This is a genomic window from Paraburkholderia fungorum, assembly GCF_902833645.1.
GTDB classification, from domain to species: domain Bacteria; phylum Pseudomonadota; class Gammaproteobacteria; order Burkholderiales; family Burkholderiaceae; genus Paraburkholderia; species Paraburkholderia fungorum.
In genome coordinates this window covers 28,510-51,914 of sequence record NZ_CADFGE010000008.1, presented here as the reverse complement: position 1 = coordinate 51,914, position 23,405 = coordinate 28,510, and the positions used below count along the sequence as shown (strand labels likewise).

General features: G+C 60.4%; 19 protein-coding genes. 10 read left to right on the top strand and 9 right to left on the bottom strand.

Annotated features, from left to right (window positions below):
- The first annotated feature begins 218 nt into the window (after positions 1-218).
- A complete protein-coding gene (locus tag HWX91_RS23520; RefSeq protein ID WP_028194986.1) occupies positions 219-1,361 on the top strand; it encodes a helix-turn-helix domain-containing protein in 1,143 nt (380 codons plus the stop codon).
- Between the two features lie 81 nt (positions 1,362-1,442).
- Positions 1,443-3,245, top strand: coding sequence for an NAD(P)/FAD-dependent oxidoreductase (locus tag HWX91_RS23515; protein ID WP_028194985.1), 1,803 nt, complete (start codon positions 1,443-1,445; stop codon positions 3,243-3,245).
- 129 nt (positions 3,246-3,374) lie between these two features.
- Here the strand turns inward: HWX91_RS23515 and HWX91_RS23510 are convergent, their stop codons facing one another.
- From HWX91_RS23510 to HWX91_RS23485, 6 genes are all read right to left on the bottom strand, one after another.
- Complete coding sequence (locus tag HWX91_RS23510) at positions 3,375-4,832, bottom strand: MFS transporter (protein ID WP_028194984.1); 1,458 nt, start codon at positions 4,830-4,832, stop codon at positions 3,375-3,377.
- Between the two features lie 33 nt (positions 4,833-4,865).
- Positions 4,866-5,813, bottom strand: a complete 948-nt coding sequence (locus tag HWX91_RS23505; RefSeq protein WP_028194983.1) for a D-2-hydroxyacid dehydrogenase — start codon at positions 5,811-5,813, stop codon at positions 4,866-4,868.
- A 102-nt stretch (positions 5,814-5,915) separates the two neighbouring features.
- Entirely contained in the window at positions 5,916-6,302 is a 387-nt protein-coding gene (locus HWX91_RS23500; RefSeq protein ID WP_028194982.1) for a VOC family protein, read from the bottom strand.
- Between the two features lies 1 nt (position 6,303).
- On the bottom strand, positions 6,304-7,269 hold the full coding sequence (locus tag HWX91_RS23495) for a hydroxymethylglutaryl-CoA lyase (protein WP_028194981.1): 966 nt from the start codon (positions 7,267-7,269) through the stop codon (positions 6,304-6,306).
- Positions 7,270-7,282: 13 nt separating this feature from the next.
- Positions 7,283-8,473 (bottom strand): CaiB/BaiF CoA transferase family protein, encoded by a 1,191-nt coding sequence (locus tag HWX91_RS23490; RefSeq protein ID WP_028194980.1) that lies wholly within the window; start codon positions 8,471-8,473, stop codon positions 7,283-7,285.
- 112 nt (positions 8,474-8,585) lie between these two features.
- A complete protein-coding gene (locus tag HWX91_RS23485) occupies positions 8,586-9,491 on the bottom strand; it encodes a LysR family transcriptional regulator (RefSeq protein WP_028194979.1) in 906 nt (301 codons plus the stop codon).
- A 301-nt stretch (positions 9,492-9,792) separates the two neighbouring features.
- Between HWX91_RS23485 and HWX91_RS23480 the strand changes: the two genes are divergently transcribed.
- A complete protein-coding gene (locus HWX91_RS23480) occupies positions 9,793-10,218 on the top strand; it encodes a hypothetical protein (RefSeq protein WP_235430041.1) in 426 nt (141 codons plus the stop codon).
- Between the two features lie 165 nt (positions 10,219-10,383).
- Here HWX91_RS23480 and HWX91_RS23475 read toward each other — a convergent pair whose 3' ends face one another.
- Positions 10,384-11,262, bottom strand: a complete 879-nt coding sequence (locus HWX91_RS23475; protein ID WP_028194977.1) for an NmrA/HSCARG family protein — start codon at positions 11,260-11,262, stop codon at positions 10,384-10,386.
- Between the two features lie 115 nt (positions 11,263-11,377).
- Here HWX91_RS23475 and HWX91_RS23470 point away from each other — a divergent pair, with 115 nt between their 5' ends.
- The 3 genes from HWX91_RS23470 to HWX91_RS23460 all read left to right on the top strand — a co-directional run bounded on the left by HWX91_RS23470 (position 11,378) and on the right by HWX91_RS23460 (position 17,527).
- The gene (locus tag HWX91_RS23470; protein WP_028194976.1) at positions 11,378-12,262 is read left to right on the top strand and encodes a LysR family transcriptional regulator; all 885 of its coding nucleotides are present in this window, start codon (positions 11,378-11,380) and stop codon (positions 12,260-12,262) included.
- Between the two features lie 183 nt (positions 12,263-12,445).
- Positions 12,446-14,380, top strand: a complete 1,935-nt coding sequence (locus HWX91_RS23465) for an SMP-30/gluconolactonase/LRE family protein (protein WP_028194975.1) — start codon at positions 12,446-12,448, stop codon at positions 14,378-14,380.
- Between the two features lie 924 nt (positions 14,381-15,304).
- The gene (locus HWX91_RS23460) at positions 15,305-17,527 is read left to right on the top strand and encodes a hypothetical protein (RefSeq protein WP_176035678.1); all 2,223 of its coding nucleotides are present in this window, start codon (positions 15,305-15,307) and stop codon (positions 17,525-17,527) included.
- A gap of 51 nt (positions 17,528-17,578) precedes the next feature.
- Here HWX91_RS23460 and HWX91_RS23455 read toward each other — a convergent pair whose 3' ends face one another.
- Both HWX91_RS23455 and HWX91_RS23450 read right to left on the bottom strand, forming a co-directional pair.
- A complete protein-coding gene (locus HWX91_RS23455; protein ID WP_028194973.1) occupies positions 17,579-18,223 on the bottom strand; it encodes a helix-turn-helix transcriptional regulator in 645 nt (214 codons plus the stop codon).
- 78 nt (positions 18,224-18,301) lie between these two features.
- The gene (locus tag HWX91_RS23450) at positions 18,302-19,282 is read right to left on the bottom strand and encodes an ornithine cyclodeaminase family protein (protein WP_042274134.1); all 981 of its coding nucleotides are present in this window, start codon (positions 19,280-19,282) and stop codon (positions 18,302-18,304) included.
- A 242-nt stretch (positions 19,283-19,524) separates the two neighbouring features.
- On the opposite strand from HWX91_RS23450, the gene HWX91_RS23445 reads away from it, so the two are divergent.
- From HWX91_RS23445 to HWX91_RS23430, 4 genes are all read left to right on the top strand, one after another.
- On the top strand, positions 19,525-20,313 hold the full coding sequence (locus HWX91_RS23445; protein ID WP_028194971.1) for an ABC transporter substrate-binding protein: 789 nt from the start codon (positions 19,525-19,527) through the stop codon (positions 20,311-20,313).
- 3 nt (positions 20,314-20,316) lie between these two features.
- Entirely contained in the window at positions 20,317-21,558 is a 1,242-nt protein-coding gene (locus HWX91_RS23440) for an NAD(P)/FAD-dependent oxidoreductase (RefSeq protein WP_028194970.1), read from the top strand.
- An 11-nt stretch (positions 21,559-21,569) separates the two neighbouring features.
- Entirely contained in the window at positions 21,570-21,737 is a 168-nt protein-coding gene (locus HWX91_RS23435) for a hypothetical protein (RefSeq protein WP_235430043.1), read from the top strand.
- 930 nt (positions 21,738-22,667) lie between these two features.
- Positions 22,668-23,375 carry a dienelactone hydrolase family protein gene (locus tag HWX91_RS23430; protein ID WP_028194969.1) on the top strand — a complete coding sequence of 236 codons (708 nt, stop codon included), beginning with the start codon at positions 22,668-22,670 and terminating at the stop codon, positions 23,373-23,375.
- The last annotated feature ends 30 nt before the right edge of the window (positions 23,376-23,405 follow it).

Below are 23,405 nucleotides of genomic sequence, written 5' to 3'. Positions count from 1 at the left end.
GCAAGCATTCTAGCAGGGGCTTTACGCGCGCTATCTTCAGCACCGTGGGAATCGAACCGCGTTGCGTCCCCGCCATGAAAGAACTGAGACAAAGGAACTGAGACAAAAGTCTCATCCGGCTTGATGCTGCACTGCGGTGTGATCTTCCGGAACACGCATGCTAAAAGTCATCCTGAGCGCGCACCTGGCGATGTGCGCCGAGCAGACCGGAGACATTCATGCCTTATGTTCCGCAGGTTAGACACATCGACCGGATCCGCAGGTTGATCGAAGGCCGCACGCCCGATCGCGGTACCGATTCCGCGCGGCTGGCTTCGTCGTACTGGCGCTCGCTCGAGCAATATCATCTCGATCCTGGTCTAACAAAAGGTCCGCGCATTCTGACCGCGCCGGAACTGCGCGACGTGCAACATCGTGAAGAGTCGGTTTTGCGGGCCTCGGGAGAATGCCTTTCGCGTCTGCATGAGACGGTACGCGAAGCTGACTACTGCGTGATGCTCACCGACGCGCAAGGTGTGACGATAGATTATCGCGTCGACCGGGATCGGCGCCACGACTTCAAACGGGCAGGGCTTTATTGGGGCTCCTGCTGGTCCGAGCAGGAAGAGGGAACCTGTGGCGTGGCGGCCGTATTGCTGGATTCCCAACCGATCACGGTGCATAAGACAGATCATTTTCGCGCCGCGTTTACCACGTTGACTTGCAGCGCCTCGCCCATCTTCGGGCTGGAAGGCGAACTGATCGGCGTGCTGGATGCATCGGCGATTCGCTCGCCTGACGAACGCGAAAGCCAGCGCCTGATCAACCATATCGTGCGTCATAGCGCGGTGCTGATCGAGGATAGTTTCTTTCTCAACGCGACCACGCATCACTGGGTGTTGCTGGCCCACCGGAACCGTCATTACGTGGAGGCCCAGCCGGAAATTCTGATCGCTTTCGACGTGCATGGAAATGCGGTCGCGGCAAACCGCCGGGCCAAGGAATGTGTGCCGGGCCTCGACCAGTTGCCGCGGCCTGTCTCCGAGCTATTCGATGTCCGCGCCGAACGACTTCTGGATGTCAGGCCGGGCCGCGACATGGTTTCGATGAAACTGGTGGGCAGCGGTTCGCCTCTGTATGCGCGGGTTCGCCCACCTGTCATCCGGGCGCAACGTCAAGCGGCGCCGAAGCACCGGAATCCCGCCCGCGAGGCGCAACCCACCCTCTCCGGGATCGACGCCCTTGAGCGCGATCGCATCGTCGCGGCCCTGACGGATGCGAAATGGCACCCCGACGAGACCGCCCAGACGCTCGGCATCTCGCGGGCGACGCTTTACAGACGGATCGCGAAGTTCGGCATTGTCCCGCCGCACCGGCGCTAGCGGTCCACCGTTATCCAGCGGGCAAAGAACCCGCGTATCACTTCGACGTTTCACTAATCCGTATCGAATGGAGGAGCAACCATGCCTGAAAATAATGCAAGCCAGACTATTACACATGTTCTGGAGTCCCTGGAATCGGCGCTCAAACGCGGCGATACCGCTGCGGCCGTCGCGTTGTTTCAACCGGAATGCTATTGGCGCGATCTGGTTGCTTTCACCTGGAATATTAAAACCATGGAGGGCCGGGACCAGATCGGCGCCATGCTCGACGCCCAACTTGACGCCATCAAACCCACCCGGCTGAGGATTGCCGAAAACGAAACGCCGACCGAAGCCGATGGTGTGGCCCAGGCGTGGATCACGTTCGAAACACAGGTCGCCCGCGGCAGTGGTTTTATCCGTGTAAAAGACGGCCTGATCTGGACCTTGCTGACTACCATGGCCGAACTGAAAGGCCACGAGGAGCCCAAGGGCCAGCGTCGCCCGATGGGCGCGGAACATGGCGCACGCACGGATCGGGTCACCTGGAAGGAGCGCCGCGAAGCGGAGGCGCGGACGCTGGGTCGTGCGGAGCAACCTTACTGTCTGATCGTGGGAGGAGGACAAGGTGGGATCGGGCTGGGTGCGCGGTTGCGCCAGTTGGGAGTGCCGACGATAATCGTGGACAAGAACCCACGTCCTGGCGATCAGTGGCGCAACCGCTACAAGTCGCTGTGTCTACATGATCCGGTCTGGTACGACCACATGCCGTATTTGCCGTTCCCCGACAACTGGCCGGTCTTTACGCCCAAGGACAAGATCGGCGACTGGCTTGAGATGTACACCAAGGTCATGGAGTTGAACTACTGGGGGTCGACCACCTGCAAGTCCGCGCGCTACGACGAAGCGGCGGCCGAATGGGTGGTCGAGGTCGAGCACGGCGGCGAGACGCTGACGCTGCGGCCCAAGCAGCTTGTGCTGGCGACGGGCATGTCGGGTAAGCCGAATATCCCCTCATTCAAAGGCATGGACGTGTTCAAGGGCGAGCAGCATCACTCGTCGAAACATCCGGGGCCGGACGCTTACAAGGGCAAGAAAGTCGTGGTGATCGGCGCGAACAATTCGTCGCACGATATCTGCGCGGCGCTGTGGGAGGCGGGCGTCGACGTCACGATGGTGCAGCGTTCGTCCACGCATATCGTCAAGTCGGATTCGTTGATGGAACTTGCGCTCGGCGATCTTTATTCCGAGCGCGCGGTGGCGTCGGGCATGACGACTTCGAAAGCCGATCTGACCTTTGCGTCGATCCCGTACAAGATCCTGCATACGTTCCAGAAACCGGTCTTCGATGCCATCAGGCAGCGCGACGCGGCGTTCTACGACCGTCTGGAGAAAAGCGGCTTCATGCTCGATTTCGGGGACGACGACTCAGGGCTTTTCATGAAGTATCTTCGGCGCGGGTCGGGTTATTACATCGATGTGGGCGCCGCCGATCTTGTCGCGGACGGCAAGATCAAGCTGAAGAGCGGCGTGGATGTGGTCGAACTGAAAGAGCACTCTGTCGTGCTCAGCGACGGCACCGAACTGGAAGCGGATCTCGTCGTCTATGCGACCGGCTATGGATCGATGAACGGCTGGGCCGCCGATCTTATCTCGCGTGAAGTGGCGGATAAAGTGGGCAAGGTGTGGGGGCTGGGCTCGAATACGACGAAAGACCCGGGACCGTGGGAGGGTGAGCAGCGCAACATGTGGAAACCGACGCAGCAGACTGCCTTATGGTTCCATGGCGGTAATCTGCATCAATCGCGCCACTACTCGCAATACTTATCGCTGCAGTTGAAGGCGCGCATGGAGGGGATTGCGACGCCGGTATATGGCCTGCAGGAAGTGCATCATCTCTCCTGACTCCTGATGCAGACGTGAGGGTGATGCATACCTCGTCGCCCCCCGTTTGACAGATATCAGGTGTGGGGCGGCGCGCCTCGATGGATCGGCGCGCTGCCTTCTGTAATGAAACGATGTACGACGCGCGGCTTAACCCGGATTGATCTCGTCCTGGCTGCGCCGTGTCGTGCGGGGGCCGAGGACTCGCACGGTGATAGCCACGATCAACAGGGCCACCGCAATAATGCCGAACATAGCGCCCGCTCCTTGCTGGCTCAATACGGGGAGCAAGATGAACGGCAGCATCGCACTAACAATGCGGGACAACGAATAGGTGCTGCCGATTGCAGTCGAGCGCACGCTGGCTGGAAAAATTTCCGCTTGATAGACATGGTACGCATTGCTGAATACGTTCGACGCGCAGGTTGTCAACACGCCAAATAGAACGATCAACCCCGAGTTGTTCGAATAGGCAAAACCCAAGCCAAAAACCGCAATGGACAAGATGGCGCCGATCACCAGCGTCCTGCGTTCTATCCAGTTGAGGAGCGGGATTGAAAGCAAAGAGCCGACCGGGTAGCCGAGAAACGACAGCGCGATAAACAACGTGCCGTCGGTGATGTCAAAGCCGCGGCTTTTCACCACTGTGGCGGCCAGTGTGCCAAAGCCGTAGTAGCCAAATCCCTGCAGCAGATGGAAGATGGCCAGCATCAGGTAGCGTTTGTTGTACGGAGGGCGGCGTAGCAGGGCCACGCGCTCACCTAAAGTCATTGCATTGCGCTTGACGGTCGCCTCAGGCGAGATGACCGGCACCGTCACCCCGGCACTGTCGGCAAAGCGCCGAAGCATTGCGTGAGATTCGTCGACGCGACCCTGCGCCAATAGCCAGCGCGGGCTTTCGGGCAACTTATGCTGTACGAGCAGAACCAGTACTGCGCCCAGGCTGCCGATCACCAGAATAACGCGCCAACCCGCCACGGCACCAAAGTGCAGAGGGTTGAGCCAAAGCGCGAGGAATCCGACTAGCGGCACGGCAACATACGACGCGGTGTAGGCCCAGGCGGCCATTCGTCCGCGGCGTTCCTTGGGCAGAATCTCGGACAGGAAACTATCGGCGACGGGATAGAGTGCGCCTACGCCAATGCCGGTGAGGAAGCGGCAGATCACCAGCATCCCGGCATTGACCGAGAATGCGCCTAGCAGTGAAAAGCCGCTGTACCAGATCAGATTGAACAGGAAAGCCTTGCGCCGGCCAATCCGGTCGGCCATGCTGCCCAGAAAAAATGCGCCGAAGAACATGCCGACAAAGGCCGAGGCCAGCAGCAGCTTGAAGTCCATGCTGTGTCTGTCGATACCGTACTCGCCCTGCAGCGCCGCGCCGATCGAGCTGACAAGGAAAATCTCGAACATATCGAAGAACAGGCCTATGCCGATCACCCACACTACAAATCGATGCAGTGAGCCCGCAGGCATGTTGTCCATCCAGCCGCCCAACGTGGTGGCCTGAACATCCTGGCGGTGTGATTCGTCGGTTGAAACCGGCTCGGATGAAGCGATGCGCGAATGGGCGCCTGCTTTTGCGCCCACGCCCAGATTGCTGCTGTTCATGCTTGTCTCCGTTACTTTATTTTCGGGGGCGGCTTATGCGCCGTTCACCACGTTGATCGGTGCGCCCGCATGGAACGCAGCGAGGTTCGCTTCGATGCCGGCATTGAGCCGGTTCGCGGCATGCGTCGCCGCCCAACTGATGTGCGGCGTGACGATGAGGTTGCGATGCGCGCACGCCAGCAGGGGCTCATGCGGATCGGGTGGTTCCTGCGGGAGCACGTCGAGCGCGGCGCCGCCGAGGTGGCCGGTGGTAAGCGCATCGATCAGTGCTACCGAATCGACTAGGCCGCCGCGCGCGCTATTCACGAGCAACGCGCCGCGTTTCATCGCGCGAAGTGTGGGCGCGTCGATCAGCTTGCGCGTCGCTTCGGTCAGTGGACAGTGGAGCGAGAGAACGTCGGCGGAGCGCACCACCTCGTCAAATGACGTGAAGCCTTCGCGAACCGTCAACCGTCCGCGGTGCTCCGCAAACAGCACATTCATGCCGACCGCGCGGGCCAGCCGGGCGAGCGAACTGCCGATCGCGCCGCGCCCGATAATGCCGAGCGTCGAACCGGCGATGTCGAGAATCGGCGCGTCGTGTACGCAGAAATTCGGCGAGGCCGCCCAACCGATGCGAGCGGTCTCACGATAGGCGAACAGATTGCGCCGCAACGCGAAGATCGACGCGAGCGCCCACTCCGAGACGCTCTGTGCCGAATACCCCGGCACGTTGGATACGATCACGCCGGACTCGCGGCAGGCGTCGATATCGATGCAATCGAAACCCGTTGCGGCAATGCAGATGAAGCGGAGTTTCGGCAGGCGTTTCAGATCGGCCGCGCGGATCGGCACTTTGTTCGTGATCGCAATGGCGGCATCTTCGAGCGCATGAACCACGTCGGCGGCGCGCGTGGCGAGGCGGGCGGACCATTCGCCCGCCCAGGCCGGCGCGGTGAGCGGCACGGGCAACGTGCCGCTGTCGAGCAGGACGATGTTCATCGAATCACCGCCTGGCAAAGGGTGGGCTGCAAAGGCACGTGAATCAGATTGCTGACCGGCATGTGAATGTGACCGGTTCGTAGGGAGCGTGGTGTCATGACATCAACCCGCGAGTTCGGAAATCTCGATCAGATTCAGATCGGGATCGCGCACGTACACCGATCGAATCTTCTGTGTGGCGCCGGTGCGCGCAACCGGGCCTTCGATAATCGGCCATTGGCAGCGGGCGAGATGCGCAATGACATCGTCGAGCGGCACGGTGGCGATGAAACACAGGTCGAGCGCGCCCGGCACGGGAACATGCGCCTTCGGCTCGAATTCGGCGCCGCGCACGTGGACGTTGATCTTCTGATTGCCGAAGCGAAACGCAATACGTCCTTCGCCAAACGTCTCGAGTTGCATCTGCATGACCTCGGTGTAGAACCGCTTCGTTGCAACGAAGTCGACGCAAGTCAGTACGAGGTGATCGAGGTGATCGATGAGTGCCATGTCAGGTTCCTGAAGAAAATGCGCGTTGTTCTGGCAGGCCGTCGGTCGCGATGCAAGGCGCCGGGTGCAGATCGAGGCGGCGTCCGGCCTTGAGCAACTGGCTCGGCACGTCGTGGCCGATCAGTCCGGGAAGCAGCGCCGAGGCGGACAGCACGGCATCGAGATCGACGCCGGTGTCGTAGCCGTCGAGTTCGAGCATGTGCACGAGTTCCTCGGTGCAGACATTGCCCGTTGCACCCGGCGCGTAGGGGCACCCGCCGAGTCCGCCGAGCGACGCGTCGAAGCGGTCGATACCGGCTTGCAGCGCGGCGAGCGTGTTGGCGAGCGCCATGCCGCGCGTGTTATGAAAGTGCAGCGTGAGGTCAAGGGCGGCAAAACGCTCGCGCGCGGCGGCGCACAGCGCCCCGACCTGCGATGGATAGGCCATGCCGGTGGTGTCGCACAAGGTCACGCCATGCACGCCGAGATCGGCGAAGCGCTGCATCCAGTCCAGCACGTCAGCCGGTTCGATATCGCCTTCCATCGGGCAGCCCATTGCGGTGGAGAGCGACACGTTGATCGCCACCTTCGTTTGCCTGACCACGCCGATTACGTCGCGCAATTGTGCGAACGATTGTTCGCGGCTCATGCGCAGGTTCGCGTGGTTGTGGCTCTCGCTCACCGACATCACGAGATTGACTTCATCGACACCGCACGACAGCGCGCGCTCGGCGCCGCGCAGATTCGGAACGAGCACGGTGTAGATAACGCCTTGATGCCGCTTGATTTGCTGCATGACGGCTTCGGCATCGCGCAAGGCCGGAATCGCTTTCGGCGAGGTGAACGAGGTCACCTCGATCCTCGCGTAACCGCAGGCGCTCAGACGGTCGATCAGTTCGATCTTGGCGTCGGTGTCGACGAACCGGGCCTCGTTCTGGAAACCGTCGCGAGTGGCGACCTCGTGGATATACAGACGTTTGCTGCTCATGCGGGGCTCCTGTTCAGATGATGCCGCGGGCGCGCCAGGCGTCGCGAGTCGTCGTGCCGATGCCGAGGTTTTCCAGCACCTTGTCGGTGTGCTGGCCGAGGGTGGGCGCGCAGGTGTTTGCCGTGCCCGGCGTCGCGCTCAGCTTCGGGACGATGCCGGGCAGTTGCACCGGCGTGCCGTCGGGAAGCTGGCTGTCGAGGATCATTTCGCGTGCGTGGTAGTGCGGGTCGTTCGCGATGTCGGCGACGTCGTAGATCTTGCCGGCGGGAATGCGCGCGTCATTGAGCGCGGTGAGCACCTCGTCGAGTGTGTGGCGGTGAGTCCAGTCGGCAATCGCTGCATCCAGCCGCTCGACGTTGTTTACGCGGCCATCGTTCTGGGCGAGGGTGGGATCGTCCGCGAGGTCCTGGCGGCCGATCAGTTCCATCAGGCGCCGGAAGATGCTGTCGCCATTGCCGGCGATCAGTGCATATTTGCCGTCGCTGCAGCGATAAGCATTCGACGGCGCGATCCCCGGCAGGCTGCTGCCCGCCGCTTGACGCACGGCGCCGAATGTCGAGTACTCGGGCAGCAGGCTTTCCATCATGTTGAAAACCGACTCGTAGAGCGCGACGTCGATCATCTGGCCCGCACCGCCGTTCTGATCGCGATGGCGCAGCGCGAGCAGGATGCCGATCACGCCGTGCAAGGCGGAGAGGGAATCGCCGATGGAGATGCCCACGCGCACCGGTGTGCGGCCGCTTTCGCCGCTCAGATGCCGCAAGCCGCCCATCGCTTCGCCGATGACGCCGAAGCCCGGACGGTCGCGGTAGGGACCGGTCTGCCCATAGCCGGACACGCGCAGCATCACGAGACCAGGATTTAACGCATGCAGTTCCTCCCAGCCGAGACCCCATTTTTCGAGCGTGCCGGGACGAAAGTTCTCGATCAGCACGTCGCTTTGCGCGACCAGTTGACGAACCACGTCCTGAGCTTCGGGCGAGCGAAGATCGAGCGTGACGGATTCCTTGTTGCGCGATTGCGCCGCCCACCAGACGGATGTGCCCTCATGCAGCAGGCGCCATTTACGCAGTGGGTCGCCCGTGCCGGGTGGTTCGATCTTGATGACATGCGCGCCGAACTCGGCGAGCATTTTTCCAGCGAAGGGGCCGGCAATAAGCTGGCCCATTTCGAGCACGCGAACGCCATCCAGCGGCTTCGTCATGGTTGTCTCCTTGCAAACGTCGTCTCTTGACGCTTACTTTGCGACAACCCGCCCATGCTGAAAATCAATGGATTCTCAACGACCCTTTCCAGAATGGAAAGGGTCGGCGAACTCAGGCTTCGGTATGGCCGGACATGAAGTCGTACAGGCGCAGCGCTTCAGGCGACAGCGTTTCGCGCGACAGCGTGCCGATCCACAACGCGCGATGCGCCCACGGGTCGGTCAGTTTCACGGCGCGCAGGCCCGCTGCGAGAATTTCCGGGCGCACGGCGCCCTCGGGGAGTACGCCGATGCCGAGCCCGTGCTCGATCATCCGGCAGATACCGTCGAAGCTGTGCACCTGGATGCGCAGCTTGAGCACCCGGTCCGCGCTGAATGCGGCATCGAGCAGCCGCGCGAGCAGCGAGCTGCCTTCGTTCAGGCCGACGTACTCGAAGTCGAGCGTGTCGGCGAAGGCGACTTCTTCGAGGGCGGCGAGCGGATGGCCGGCCGGCACCAGCAGCACGAGTTTGTCCTCGCGATAGATGGCCTTGTCGATACCCGGCGACAGCACATTGTCCGCAAAGATGCCGATATCGGCGTCGCCGTTGCGGATCGCCGCGACGATTTCGTCGCTCAACCGTTCCTCGAGTGAAATCTTCACACCGGGATTGCCGGAGAGAAAAGCCTGCACATCGTGCGGCAGGAACTGGATGACCGACGACGTGTTGGCCCAGACTCGCACGTGTCCACGCACGCCGGCGGCGTAGTCGCTCATTTCGTTGGCCATGCGGTTCACGCGCTCGACCACTTGCCTCGCATGCGCGAGCAAACCCTTGCCGGCGGCGGTCAGCTCGATGCCGCGCGGTTGCCGCAGCATCAGTGTGCAATCGATGCTATGTTCCAGATCGGTCATGCGTTTGCTGACCGCGGAGAGCGTCAGGCAGGTACGCTCGGCCGCCTTCGTCAGGCTGCCGAGTTCCGCGACGACGATGAAAACGCGCAGGGATTGCAGGTCGTAGTGTGAGGAGCGGGGCATGGCTGCGGTTCGTTTAGCGGGCGGGACGGCGACAGTCCGCGCGGCGGGTCCTCGCGCGCTGGACCGACTTCATGTAGAGCATAGCAGGGCGATGGAGTTGGACAGGCGCGCGTGCGGCACGAAATACGGCCTGCCGCCTGTCGTGCGCGGGCTTTGGGCGGTTTGAGCGTCACCGCACAGACTGGCGGCGCGGGCGGTACGATTCTGAAATCTCAACGATCTGCTACCTTATGTGCTTGGGCTTCTCGAGGCAATCCAGCAGAACGATCGCGCTACGATGATGAAACCATCCACTCTTCGCATGCTAGTCGCCCTTGTGTCGCTGGGCGTGGGATTATCTTCTCCTGTGTGCAATGCCTATGCGCTCGACGCCCAACTGAACTGTCAGTCGAATCCGCATGATTTCATTGCTCCGCTTCTGGACGACCAATCGATCGATCCGAAGCCGATGCGCATTGAAGCGAATTCGGTCAATGCGTTTCGTCCCGCACGCGGCAGCAACCTGACAGCGTTTGGCTTTCATGTCTCGGCCGTTTTCGGCTACGCGCAGAACGATCCGATTTTCAAACAGGGCAGCGGCCAGCCGCTCCAGTCTTCAACATATGGCGTGGTGGTGAGAGGATCTGCCTCGTCGGTTGAGGCGAGGGTACGGCAGGCTGGCAGCAATGCAGGCATTCGCGAAGTCGTACCGCTTTTTCTGACCGCGATTTATTGCGGTGGGCATTGAGGCTGATCCTGACCCTACTCAGCTCGTCCATTTCCACAATAGCGCCGGGGCAATCCAGGTCGCCGCTGGATCCTGAACGCAGGCGAGCCACGGACGGGACTTTTCAGCCCAACCCGTGGCTCGCGCGCCAGTCTTTAGACAGCGTTTTTCACCCGCGCTGATCGATCAACCCTTGGCCCATGCGGCGGCCGAGGCCATCGCGAAGTCCCGATACGATCTTGGCTGCCGCCCGAGCAGCGCGGCGAGGCGTTCGATCTCGGCTTTCGAAGCGACTGCGCCGTCCAGTTGATAGCGGCGCATCATCAGACGCATGTCGTAGGCGAGCCAACCTGGCGCGACCGCCTTGAGACGCTGTTCGAGGATGTCGAGATCGTCGCCGCCATAGCGGACCGGACGTCCCAATGCTTCGGCCCAGATCGCTGCGATGGCGTCCGACGTCAGCGCATCCGGCCCGACGAGTTCATAGGTCTCACGTGGCAGCCGGTCGGCGGTGCGCTCGCGGCGCAGGAGTTCGCGTGCGGCGGCCTCGCCGATATCGCGGACGTCGACCATCGAAATACCTTTGCTGCCAATCGGCATGCCGTAGACACCGTGTGTCAGCAGCGGGTCTTTCTGCCGGACATCGTTCTGGATGAAATACGCGGGGCGCAGCACCGTCGCCGGCAGATCGGTGTGCTCGATCATGCGTTCCACCGTGTGCTTGCCGGTGAAGTGAGGCACATCGACATACTCCGCGCCCTTGAAAACCGACAGATAAACGATGCCCTTCACGCCGGCTTCCCGCGCGACACTGAGCGTCTGCAGCGCTTGTGTCAGTTCGTCGGCGGCGTTGGGGGCGAGCAGGAACAAGGTGCTGACGCCGTTCATTGCGCGCCGTATTGCGTCGATGTCGGACAGGTCGCCTTTAACCGCGGTGACGCCGGCGGGAAATTGGGCTTTTTCCGGCGAGCGGGTCAGAGCGCGCACTTCGGCGCCGCTGCCGTCCAGATGGTCGAGAACCTGCTTGCCGATTACGCCTGTGCTGCCGGTTACGAGGATTGCCATGATTTTCTCCTGGGGTTGAATGGACCGGCTTAGTCCGTGAGACGAACAATATTCGTTCCATCGATTGATCGAAAGTGACAAAATCCAGACACCTCGTCTCATAAATGGAACGATCATGGATTTGACCTCGCTGGCGGATTTCAACGCGGTTGCCTTGCACGGCGGCTTCGGGCCGGCCAGTCGCGCGCTCGACCGGCCCAAGGCCACGCTGTCACGGCGCGTGGCCGAGCTGGAAGATGACCTTGGCGTGCGGCTGATCGAGCGGGGCGCACGCAGGTTGCGTCTGACGGAAGAAGGTCTCGCGCTCCACGAGCGCACGCGGGGACTCATGACGGAGATTCAGGAGGCGGGTGAAGCAGTCGCGTCGCGCGCGCCGGTGCCGCGCGGGCGCTTGCGCATCAGCGCACCGATCGTGTTCGCGCATGTCGTGCTGTGCCGGATCGCGGCACGTTTTGCGCTGGCCTATCCGCAGGTCGAGCTCGAGATCATCGCGGAAGACCGGCTTGCCGATCCGGTGGAAGACGGCTACGACCTGGTGATCCGTATCGATCCGCGGCCCGACGCGCAACTCGTCGGGCGGCGCATTCTCAGTGACGAGCGTTTCGTGGTCGCGGCGCCGGGCATGTCGATACCGTCGGCGATGCCCACAAGCGAAGCCGATGCGCTTCAGGTGCCGGCCGTCATGTTCGCCGCGGCGCCACCAGGCGCGCTCTGGAACATGCGCACGGAAGCCGGCGAAGTGAGGGTCATCCAGCCGATGCCGGTGCTGCGGATGTCGTCGCTATTGATGGTGCGCGAGGCGGTGCTGCAAGGCGTGGGCGCAGCGCTCCTGCCGCGCCTGCTGGTCGAGCAGGATGTGCGCGCGGGCCGGCTCGTTTGCTGGGGCACGGCAACGGGTGCGCCGGTGGAGGTCTGGGCGCTCTATAGTTCGCGCCGCTTGCTGAGCGCCAAGGTCCGCGCGTTCATGGACATGCTGAAACCGGACACAGTCATGGTCTGACTGACTACTCCCTCAACCGCGCAAGCTTGCGCAGTGAGTGTGCGATAGGCACCGACATCAACTTCAGCGATACTCGCGAGCCTGGCGAATGGTCGAAAAAAATGCCTTCTGAATTTTTCACGCTTTTCTCGATGATACGGTGATTGATGTTATCGAGGGACCCCTGTCAGGAGAGCATCGCCCATGGTTAGAAAACGAATTCGCGCTACGCTGCACGGCGCGGCAATCGCAGCAATCGCGACGATTAGCGTGTTTGCATCAGCGTGTCAGGCTCAGTACACCACCGACTGGCTGGCGAACACATTCGGAACGCTTGCTACGCACGTGGGCAACACAGCGCGCTCAATGTGGGTCGCGCCGGAAGGCGTGATCTACACCGCATCCATGTGGGATGAAAACGAGGGCGGCGTTGCGATCTACCAGAATGGCAAAAGTATCGGTTCGATTGGAATCAACAGCGAGTTTCAGGGCGGAGCCATCACGGGGAATGCCACGTCCATCTTCGCCGCCTTGCAGTACAGCACCAAGTACGGCAGCGGGGCGGTAGGACGCTACAACCGCGCGACTCAGCAACGCGATCTTCTCATTCCCGTGAGCACCTGGAATGCCGTCAAGCGGGCCGACGTGATTACCGGGCTCGCGACAGCCGGTTCGCTCCTTTATGCGAGCGATTTTTTGGGTAATCGCGTTCGCGTCTATACGACCGATGGCGTGTGGCAGCAGGACATTAGCGTGTCGGGTCCCGGTGCGCTCGCTTTGGATAGCGCGGGCAATCTCTGGGTCGCGCAGCAAAGCGCGGCCACGGTCGTTGAGTTCAGCCCGGGCGGCGCGCTGTTGAACACGATCCAGATGCCAGTCGCCTCGCGACCCTCCGCGCTGTACTTCGACGCATCGTCCGGACAACTGATGGTTGGCGATCAGGGCCCCGACATGAATATCAAGCGTTATACCGTCTCGGGTACGCCGACCCTGGTCGGCACGTTCGGCATTCAGGGCGGCTATCTCGACACCACTACTGGCGTCAGGGGCCAGGTTGGCGACAAGCGCTTCACGCGTGTTGTCGGCATCGGCAAAGACGCAGCCGGCAACCTGTATGTGCTCAACAACCCATGGGGCGGAGGTTGGGACCTCGGCCGCAACGGCGGCACCGACATTCACGCGTACGACAGTAACGGCAATCTGCAATGGAAGCTTCAGTCGCTCAACTTCGAGGCGGTCGCCGCGCCGGATCCGCTTACCGATGGTGCCTATTTCTATGGCGGCACGAACATTTACACCGGCACCGCCGGCGGCACCTTTGTCGCGAATACGGTCGACCCATTCAGCTATCCATCCGATCCGCGACTCAACATGAACGATACGCAGCGCGACGAGCACTTCGGTCAGCTTGTCAGCGTGGGCGGAAACCGGATCCTCGTTGCGTCCGGCCAGAACCCCGGCATCTTCTACTTCTTCCATTTCAATTCGGCGAGCGGCTACATTGCGATCCCGGACGCGTCGATTCCGGGTCCGGCTTTCAACACGACACTATCGGTCACGGGGGGATTTTGCATCGACAGCAGGGGAGACGTGTGGGCCGGTCTGGACAGGACGAATCACATCTACCACTACCCGTTGACGGGTTTCGATGGCGAAGGCAAGCCGATATGGGGACCCGGAATCGCCATTTCCATTCCGCAGAGTATCCGCCCATTGACGCGCATCATCTACCTGCCGGAGAGCGACACCATGATCCTCGCGCAAGGCATTGCCGGCAGTTGGGACTGGACGGCGATGCAATCGAGAATCGAGGTGTATCACGGCTGGAGCGCGGGCAACACCACGAAGCCCAATCCGGTGATCAACCTCACCAGCGCCAATCCCAAGTCGATCACGGCGGCGGGAAACTACCTGTTCGTCGGTTACGTGCATACAGTGCCCAACATCGACGCTTTCAATCTTACGACGGGGAATCTCGATACGACGCTGATCAATTCGAGCGTGGGGACGGTCGACGTGGGCAACGACGTGGATTCGATGTATGGCCTCAGGGCTTACCTTAGGTCGGCAGGTGAGTACGTGATCACGAAAGACAACTACAACGGCTCCAGCGTGATCGTTTATCGCTGGACACCCTGAGCGGTTTTTCTGCCGCGATTATGATCGGATGAAAGACGCGGTGCGCCGTTAACGCCTGGTTGATTTCACGCCGAGCGGTTCTGACCGGATATTCATTTAGCGTCGCTCGTATTTATATTAATAATATAAAACGTGCGATGCTATTTCACACGCGAGCTATTTATTTTTCTCCGGTAAGAGTCAAAGATTTGCGTTTTCCGCAGCTCTATGAGGCAGAGATTTTCCATTCCCCCGGCTTTGGAAAACTGTCGGAGGCGTTTCCCCCGAGATTCTTTGAACTACTACTTATCGAGCGCCATCGCGGTCACGTTACATGAATGAAACGTTTATAATTCGTCAGCCAAAAACTGGCAGTAACTAATGCCGGGCACACGCCCGAAATTCACGTCGATCGAGTAAAGCTTGCGTGGCAGGCGTTCGCGCGACGTTGAGCGGCGTTACTCAACCAACGGGTGCGAAGGAGTCAAGCGACTCTAACGCTACCGGTCAGCAACTTTCATGGATGTTGCGCTAACGGAATTGGGCTCGAAACCCAATTAGTTTCGTTTAGGGCGCACTAGCCGTGTTCTGGATTTTCCTCGACCGAAATCGAGGTGGCCAGGTTCGCCGTAAATCACTGAAGAACTTCATCACGCAGACTTTTTTGGTTGATGGTAAGGATTACGTAATAAATATCTGCTGACCACCGGCAGATCGAGACGCGTGACGTGCTTCCGGCTGGCGCCGCGCGGCGCTCGAATGTCAGGCGGTGTCTGCCAGCGGGTAACGACACATTGGAAGCGTCAGCTTCATCAGCAATGAATGCGTCATCGCGTTCACCGATTCAACTCTCTCTGTACCCAGAACAACGTCAAAGTGGGACGACCTGGTTCGATCTCGCTCAATCCTCGGGGATAACCTGATTCTTAGCGATACACATTGACAATGACGAGAAATTTGAAACTTCTAGGGGTTGCGGCAGCGACCGTACTGGCATGGTTTGGCGCGGAAAACGCGCAGGCCGCGACGAGCACCATCACAGTCGCGGGACTCCAGTACAAGTTGTGCGCGCAAGAGAATGGCACCTGCAAATTCCTCGGCACGGCTTCGGTGGTGTTCGGTGCCGTTCCGCCCACCGCGCCGTCGGCCATGCTGACGGCGCCGGCTACCTTTAGCAACGGCGTTGGGTGTTATGTCGGCGCGGTTTCGCAGACAGATCCTGCATTCGGCTATGGCAAGTCATGCTGGGTGAGGGCGGTTGCCGCCAGCGCTACGCCGACGCCGACGCCGACGCCGACGCCAACGCCGACGCCAACGCCGACGCCAACGCCAACGCCAACGCCAACGCCAACTCCGACACCGACTCCAACCCCAACCCCGACGCCTGGCAGTTCAACCCTCTCATGCGGCACGCCCACGCACACCGCAGGCGGAACCGCCAACGGAGTGATCAGCGCCGACACCCCCACCACCGACGGCCTGCGCATTTTCCAGAACAACGCACCGTTCAAGCTCACGATTACGACGAACGCGCCGAGCGCGGATACCGTCGTCTGGTCCGTGGCGGATTCGAATGGCGCGATCAAGACGCAGGGCAGTTTCGCGGTGAGCGCCGGTGTGCAAACCAACTCGATTCCGTGTACATCGACGTGGTCCGGCTATGGCGCGCTGACCGCGACGCTGCGCTCGAACGGCGGTACTTTGCCCAACAGCGGCACGCGTCCGGTGGGCATCGCAACCTTCGGCGTGCTGCCGAATCTGACGCCGGTGCTGGGCACCGTCACATACGCACATCAGGATCAGCACCGCTTCGGTATGCAGGGCTTCAATGGGAACATCGCCGCACTGCATGACATGGGCGTCTCGTGGACCATCGACGACCGCGAGGTATCGTCAATGGAACCCAATGGCCCCAACACCTACACGCCGAGCGTGAACGATCTCGATCCGTTCTACAAGGCAAATCCCGATCAGATGCGCATCGTGCGTCTTGATGGACTGCCGGCCTGGGATTCGAAGACGGGTCAATATAACGACAGCTACTATGCACCGTCGAACATGCCGGAGTTCCAGAGCTTCATGGCCAAGGTCGGCACCGATACCAGCCTGATTCGCGCCGCAAACTACCCGAACCAGCAGAGCAACTATTATCAGGTGACGTGGGAGCCGAGCCTCGGCTGGGCGGATAGCAACGCGAACTTCGTTGCCATGTACAAGGCTGCGTACCAGGGCATTCATTCGACCGATCCGAATGCCGTCGTGATGGGCCCCACCAACCCGTTCCCGGCGAATTGCAGCACCTGCACGACCGGCTATCTGCAAACGTTTGGTGCGCTGGGTCTGTGGAATTACATTGATGCGGTCTCGACGCATGGCTACTGGAATGCGGGCACCTATCCGGCTCATCCGCCGGAATTGCAGGACTCCGATCCGAGCACGGCAAACCAGGCGAACGCGCTCGATAACCAGATTGCGCAATTGCGTTCGGTGATGCAGGCCGGTAAGCCGAACATGAAGCTCTTCGTTACCGAACAGGGCACGAGCTACGATCCGGGTCTTAACTATGGTCCCACGGTGCCGTCACAGAACCAGTTGTTTGCCCAGGCCGCGGTTGGCGTGCGCTCGCACATTATTGTGCTGGGTGGCGGCGCGCAGTTGACGACGCTTTTCTACGGCGCCGACTATCCCGGCGAAGTGGGATACGGCACGTTCTTCGACCTGAATGACGCTCAAGGCGCATACGGTGCGTCGAACCTGTCGCCGAAACCCGAGGCGATGGCCTTCGCCACGATGACGCGTGTGCTGGACGGCACGAATACATTGGGCCGGATCACGGGTACGCCGTCGGGAACCTTTGCGTATGCGTTCCAGCAACTCGGTAACGGCAAGGTGGTGACGGCTGCATGGGCGCATAGCAATGCGCAGTGGCCCACGAGCGGCGGTCTCTACAGCCAGACCTACTCGACGAGCTACACCCTGCAGGTCGACAGCCCGGGTACGTCGGGCAATGTGACGAAGATCGACGGCTATGGCAACACCAGCACGCTTGCCTATACGAACGGGCAGGTCACGCTGACCCTCACGGAAGTGCCGCAGTACATCGTGTCGAACAACGCGACGGTTGCCAAGGCCAACGCGACTGTTCCGCTCGGTTATACGGGCCAGTAACGCCACGCAGTACCGGCGCGCCGCGGGTAACGCCGCGGCGCGCCGATCAATTCAGGCTGCCGCGTCGCGCAGATCTCTGATGTGTTGATAGACGGTTGCGCGTCCCATTCCCAGCACGTTTGCGACGTAGTTCGCGGCACTTTTCCCTTTGAACGCACCTTCGGCCCACAGCGCTTCGACCAGTTCGCGACGATGGTCGCGGGTCAGTGAGTTCAATGCCAACTGACGCTCCTGAAGCCAGGCGTGAAGAAACGTGTTGATACGTTCCTGCCAGTCGTCCTTGAACAGTTCTTCGGGTTGCTTGACCACACCCGCACCGGAAATCACCCGGTCGATGACATGTTTCATGTCCTCGAAGACCGCAATGTTGTAGTTCACGCACATCACACCAACGGCAACCCCGGCATCGTCAAACAGCACCGTGCTGACGCAGCGCATCCGCCGGCCGTCCCAATTGATCTTCTCGTAGGGGCCGACCGTGCCTGACTCCACCGAGTGGTCGATTTCTTCCAGTGCCGATTCGTCGCCCAGCTCACGCTTGGACAGGTTGTTGGCTATGTATGCGACGGTCTGACTTTGCAGGTCATGGATGACGACTTCGACGTAGGGGAAAAAGAGCAGCGCGATACCATCGGCGACACGGCCGTATCGATCCAGAAGAAGCTTGCGTGCGGCCGTTGTCTTAGTCTTTCGCATAGGGATGGGGGGCAATTCCAGAGATCGGAAAGTTTGCAACGTGTTGCGTCGCGGTGCGGAGAATCGGTGCGACGCGCGTTATTTTGCCATGTAGCTGTGCTGCGCAACGATGTGTCTGAACAATTCGTTGGCGATCGCCACGTCTTCAAGCCCGAGTCCGATTGAGCGGAAAACGACGTGCTGTTGCCCGGAGGGTTTTCTGGCCATGCCGGACACCAACTCCGGCAGATCGCCAAGCACGCGATCCGGCGACCAGTCATGCAACTGCGCTGCCAGCTTCATTTCCCCTGCACTGCCTGGCGTGGTTGGCCGGTAGTCGCAATAGACTTCCATGCCCGGCAGCCATGCCGGTGAAATTTCGTGAGCGTTCGCGACGTTCGTACTGATCGACGTAATGAGCGCCGGCTTTGTCAGCCTGTCTTCCGAAAGTACCGGTGTGCCTGAGGACGTGCACAATGCAACCACGTCCGCATCGCGCAGGCAATCTTCAAGTCGGGTGCAAACCAGCACGCGCTCATCAAGGGCTCCGATCGCCGCGCGTTTTGCTTCGTTCCCGGCAAGCTCGGGAGAAAATACGCTGATCAGATCCCATGGCCGTAGCGCCGCGAGATGGCGCACATGAGCTTGTCCCACCGCGCCCGCCCCGACAATGGCGAGCCGGCGCGCGTTCGGCGCCGCAAGGTGATCCACCGCGAGTGCGGTCGCACCGGCGGTGCGCTCGACGGTCAGCAATCCCGCATCGCACCACATCAAAGGCTGCCCCGTTTCCATCGACATCAGCGCGGTCCATGCGGTGATGACCGGTTTCGACTCAGTCACGATGTACGGCGACAACTTGGCACCGAACACCTTGGCTTCCGCCAGCACCCCGAGGTAGGTGATGAAGTCGCCGGCCCTTTGCGGAAAAGGCGTGAAGGTCTGCGCCGGCTGCACCGCGGCATTGTTCGCAAGCGCGAGAAACATGCGTGTCAACGCACCGCGCACATCGAGATGAGGCAGGGCTTTACGCACCGCGTCCTGCTGGACGATCAGCGGGAATACTTTGTCTGTGCTGCTCATGGGCTTGCTCTCCAGATCGTTGCCGGCGTGCGGCGTCAGCACGATTCTAAAGTCAAAAAGTCCAGTCTGGACTTTTATTTTTGAAAATTGCTTGCAATTACCAATGTCCAGAATAGACTGTTGTTCCAGAGCGAGTGTGAGAAGCCTGTCTCCTTTGTTTCTCATGTGGCTTCCAGACGGCGCCTTGTCAGCGACCGTTCTCGCCCTGAATTCGCGACCTTCCAACCACTTTGGGATCCATCATGTCTCTGAAGCTTTCACTGTCATTTTTCGTCGCGGCTGCGTTAATCGGTTCGGCCGGCACTGTCAGCGCGGAAACTCAAAGCGCCTTGCGTTTCGGCATCGAGGCAGCGTATCCGCCGTTCGAGAGCAAGTCGCCGACGGGGCAATTGCAAGGATTCGACGTTGATGTCGGCAATGCGGTGTGTGCAAAGATGGGGGTGAAATGCGAGTGGGTGGAGAATTCGTTCGACGGCTTGATTCCCGCGTTGCAGGCGCGCAAATTCGATGTGATCAATTCCGCCATGAACATCACGGACAAGCGCAAGCAGTCCATCGATTTCACGCCGCCTATCTACGTGGTGCCGATCGTGATGGTGGCCCGGCGCGGTTCGTCCCTGCTGCCCGACGTGAAGAGCCTGCAGGGCAAGCGCGTCGGTGTGCTGCAGGGATCGTCGCAGGAGGATTTCCTCAAGCGCCACTGGGCGAATGCCGGCGTATCGGTCGTCTCCTATCAGGACCAGGATCAGGTGTATGCCGACCTCGTTGCAGGACGACTGGATGCGGCCGTCCAGGAAGCGCAGACGGTTGAAGACGGTTTTCTGAACAAGCCCTCAGGCAAGGACTATGCGATTGTCGGCCAGCCACTCAGCGATCCGGCAACGCTTGGCGAAGGCACCGGTTTTGGCTTGCGTAAGGGCGACAAGGCGCTGGCCGGAAAGATCGATGCCGCGCTCGACGCCTTGAAGAAGGACGGCACGCTCAGCAATCTTTCGCAGAAGTATTTCAAGCGCGACATCATCGCGAAGTAACTTATGGATTTCGATGTAATCGTGTTGGGCGCCGGGATCGTCGGCGTGTCGTCGGCGCTGCATCTGCAGGATCGTGGCCGCCGCGTGGCGCTCGTCGATCGGCGTGGCCCTGGTGAAGAGACCAGTTTTGGCAATGCAGGTTTGATCGAACGCTCGTCGGTGGTCCCTTACGCGTTTCCGCGCGATTTCGGAACACTGCTGCGCTACATGCGCAATCGTTCGATCGACCTGTACTGGGACTATAAGGCTGTGCCGACTTTTGCCGCGTGGCTCGCGCGATTCTGGTGGGAGTCGTCGCCGGAGCGCTTGGAAGCGGCCGCACGCGACATGCTGCCGTTGATCCGCCAAAGCGTCGACGAACACGATGTGCTGATCGAGCGTGCCGGTCTTCAGAGACTCGCGCATGACGGCGGCTGGATCGAGGCATTTCGCACGCGCTCCGAATATGAACGGCAGGCATCAGCCGCCGAGGTCATCGCGAGTCAATATGGGTTGCGCGTGGTGACGCTCGATGCCGCGCGACTGCTGGCGCGCGAGCCTGGGTTGGGCAGCGGTTTCTGTGGCGCCCTGCATTGGCAGGACCCGAAGAGTATTTCCAACCCAGGCGCGTTGACGAAGGGATATGCACGGTTGTTCGAGGACGGCGGCGGAACGTTGCTGACCGGAGAGGCAAGTACGGTGCGTCAGGAGGCCGATGCGTGGACTGTGCAGACGTCCCAAGGCAGGATCAGTGCCAACGAGGTGGTCGTGGCACTCGGCCCGTGGTCCGATAAAGTTTTTGAGCCGCTCGGATATCGCATACCGCTGCGCGCGAAGCGCGGCTATCACATGCACTACGAGGCCACGAAACCACTGCTCTCGGTGCCGCTTGTGGATACGGAGCGAGGGTACGTGGTGGCGCCAATGGAAGGCCGCTTGCGTTTGACGACGGGTGTTGAAATCGCCCGCCGGGATGCACCGCCAACGGGTATTCAACTTGCGCGCGCAGAAAGCGTCGCCCGGCCGGTTTTCGGTTTGGGGCGCCGGCTGGACGACGCGCCATGGATCGGCTTGCGTCCCTGCACGCCAGACATGCGGCCCGTCATAGGGCGAGCGCCTCGCCATCGAGGACTCTGGTTCGCGTTTGGCCACAACCACCACGGATTGACGATCGGTCCCGTGACGGGCCGTTTGCTGGCGGAAATGATGACGGGCGCGACGCCTTGCGCCGATCCCTATCCGTTTCGTCCCGAGCGGTTCCGGTAAGCGAGCCGGCTATGTCATATATCAAGCCGAAGTTGGGAACGACCGCGCTGCTGAAGTACGATCTGCCGATCTCGTCGGTGGAGTTTTGCGCTACGCTGATCGAACAAGCCGGCGTGATGTTCACCCTCGGGCAGTGCGCTCGATATGGAAGGCTATGTGTGCGTTGGATATACGAATAATCGGCAGATGCTGGAAACGGGGTTGACCGGAGTATCCGGGTTCCTGCCTCATTCCTGAGTACCGCACCAGCGGTTATAGCTGTTGCGTTCGGTTTTCCAGTTATTTGTCATACAAATAGATGCGCTACGTCTTTCGCGGGAATGCTAATCCCTCTTTATCTCTTAATTGCGCGTTTGGGTTTGTCGATCGAGATAGTGTTCGCTATCGAGCCAATATGGCCGGACTTCCTTGAAAATAATTTAATCTCGCAAAGGTTTGCGGGAGATTTAATTTTTCTGTTTAATTAATGCCTTCGAAAATCGCCGGATCGAAGTTTATTTCTGCGGCTAACCCGCAAAAAAAAGCCGACACATTGTGTCGGCTGAAAAGACTCTGGCGTCCGAGGATTGCATGCCAGAACCTGAGAGACGGTAATCAGTCAATTTTACGAATTCAGTGCGGGTGGTGGAAATTTTTGCCGCATGCTTAAATTTAACAATTTCGCGCCGGATCGTTGCAGAACAAGCTTGTCTTTTTAGATAGCCGACTTCGCTGGGGAGTGATCATAAACTAAAAGCCTCGGTTGAGCATAAAGGCGTCAAAAAATTTTGCTGATCGGGCGTCACCGAATTCAACGTCAGGAAACCCTGACGTTGGCGTAGGGATTTCCTTGGTTGAATGCTGTCTCTTCCTAATAGCGCGCGTTGCGATCGCGTAGTGAGTCAATTGGGCGTTATTACACTGCAGGGGCGAATCCCGCCGTACTGTACTGACTGGTTAGTAACAATATTTTATGAATAGGCGGCCCAGGAAGCGCGCGGAAAGGCGCATAAGCACGCTCGTGAAAACACTGCACGGCATATTGACCGCTTTTAAGTAAAGCCTGAATTCGGCAGGGTTCCTCGCATTGGCGCTATGCTAACGGCTCCGCCTACTTCGAGGAATGACCGATGACACAGAGCACAGGATCGATGATCACGTTTCACCGTCCGGACGGCAAGGAAGTCCAGGGCTATCTGGCGAGGCCGCATAAAGCAGAAGGCGCGCCTGCCATCGTTGTGATTCAGGAGTGGTGGGGGTTGAACGACCAGATCCGCGGGGTGGCCGACCGTCTCGCGCAAGCCGGCTATCTGGCGCTGGTGCCCGATCTTTACCGCGGCAAATCGACGGTGGAGGAGGAAGAGGCGCACCATCTGATGAGCGGGCTTGATTTCGGCGACGCCGCTACTCAGGACGTGCGGGGCGCCGTTCAGTACCTGAAGCAGCATGCGGCGAGCGTCGGTGTGACCGGCTATTGCATGGGTGGCGCGCTCACCTGGCTCTCGCTATGCAATATCCCGGAGGTGGCGGCCGGCGTGGTGTGGTACGGCTTTCCGCCGCTCGAATACATCGACGCGTCGAAAATCAAGGTTCCTGTTCTTGGCCATTGGGCGACCCAGGACGAGTTCTTCCCGGCAGAGACGGTCGATGCTTTGGAGGCGAAGCTCATCGCAGCCAATGTCGACTTTGAGTTTCATCGCTATCTCGCGTATCACTCGTTTGCTAACGAGACGGCAGTCGGGCCGGGCCGTATCTCCCGGACCCAATTCGATCCGGTCTGGGCGCAGCGGGCCTGGGACCGCACCCTGACGTTTTTCGGCCGTACGCTCTGGAAGTAACCGGCGAGCGCGAGCCTGCACTGCATGCCG

Excerpts from the sequence above, each read along its gene's own strand:
- HWX91_RS23480 (WP_235430041.1), top strand. The coding sequence starts at position 9,793 with ATGCTAGTCGCCCTTGTGTCGCTGGGCGTGGGATTATCTTCTCCTGTG.
- HWX91_RS23470 (WP_028194976.1), top strand. The coding sequence starts at position 11,378 with ATGGATTTGACCTCGCTGGCGGATTTCAACGCGGTTGCCTTGCACGGC.
- HWX91_RS23520 (WP_028194986.1), top strand. The coding sequence starts at position 219 with ATGCCTTATGTTCCGCAGGTTAGACACATCGACCGGATCCGCAGGTTG.
- HWX91_RS23465 (WP_028194975.1), top strand. The coding sequence starts at position 12,446 with ATGGTTAGAAAACGAATTCGCGCTACGCTGCACGGCGCGGCAATCGCA.
- HWX91_RS23515 (WP_028194985.1), top strand. The coding sequence starts at position 1,443 with ATGCCTGAAAATAATGCAAGCCAGACTATTACACATGTTCTGGAGTCC.
- HWX91_RS23490 (WP_028194980.1), bottom strand. The coding sequence starts at position 8,473 with ATGACGAAGCCGCTGGATGGCGTTCGCGTGCTCGAAATGGGCCAGCTT.
- HWX91_RS23430 (WP_028194969.1), top strand. The coding sequence starts at position 22,668 with ATGACACAGAGCACAGGATCGATGATCACGTTTCACCGTCCGGACGGC.
- HWX91_RS23455 (WP_028194973.1), bottom strand. The coding sequence starts at position 18,223 with ATGCGAAAGACTAAGACAACGGCCGCACGCAAGCTTCTTCTGGATCGA.
- HWX91_RS23500 (WP_028194982.1), bottom strand. The coding sequence starts at position 6,302 with ATGGCACTCATCGATCACCTCGATCACCTCGTACTGACTTGCGTCGAC.
- HWX91_RS23445 (WP_028194971.1), top strand. The coding sequence starts at position 19,525 with ATGTCTCTGAAGCTTTCACTGTCATTTTTCGTCGCGGCTGCGTTAATC.
- HWX91_RS23460 (WP_176035678.1), top strand. The coding sequence starts at position 15,305 with ATGACGAGAAATTTGAAACTTCTAGGGGTTGCGGCAGCGACCGTACTG.
- HWX91_RS23485 (WP_028194979.1), bottom strand. The coding sequence starts at position 9,491 with ATGCCCCGCTCCTCACACTACGACCTGCAATCCCTGCGCGTTTTCATC.
- HWX91_RS23505 (WP_028194983.1), bottom strand. The coding sequence starts at position 5,813 with ATGAACATCGTCCTGCTCGACAGCGGCACGTTGCCCGTGCCGCTCACC.
- HWX91_RS23440 (WP_028194970.1), top strand. The coding sequence starts at position 20,317 with ATGGATTTCGATGTAATCGTGTTGGGCGCCGGGATCGTCGGCGTGTCG.
- HWX91_RS23450 (WP_042274134.1), bottom strand. The coding sequence starts at position 19,282 with ATGAGCAGCACAGACAAAGTATTCCCGCTGATCGTCCAGCAGGACGCG.
- HWX91_RS23510 (WP_028194984.1), bottom strand. The coding sequence starts at position 4,832 with ATGAACAGCAGCAATCTGGGCGTGGGCGCAAAAGCAGGCGCCCATTCG.
- HWX91_RS23495 (WP_028194981.1), bottom strand. The coding sequence starts at position 7,269 with ATGAGCAGCAAACGTCTGTATATCCACGAGGTCGCCACTCGCGACGGT.
- HWX91_RS23475 (WP_028194977.1), bottom strand. The coding sequence starts at position 11,262 with ATGGCAATCCTCGTAACCGGCAGCACAGGCGTAATCGGCAAGCAGGTT.
- HWX91_RS23435 (WP_235430043.1), top strand. The coding sequence starts at position 21,570 with ATGTCATATATCAAGCCGAAGTTGGGAACGACCGCGCTGCTGAAGTAC.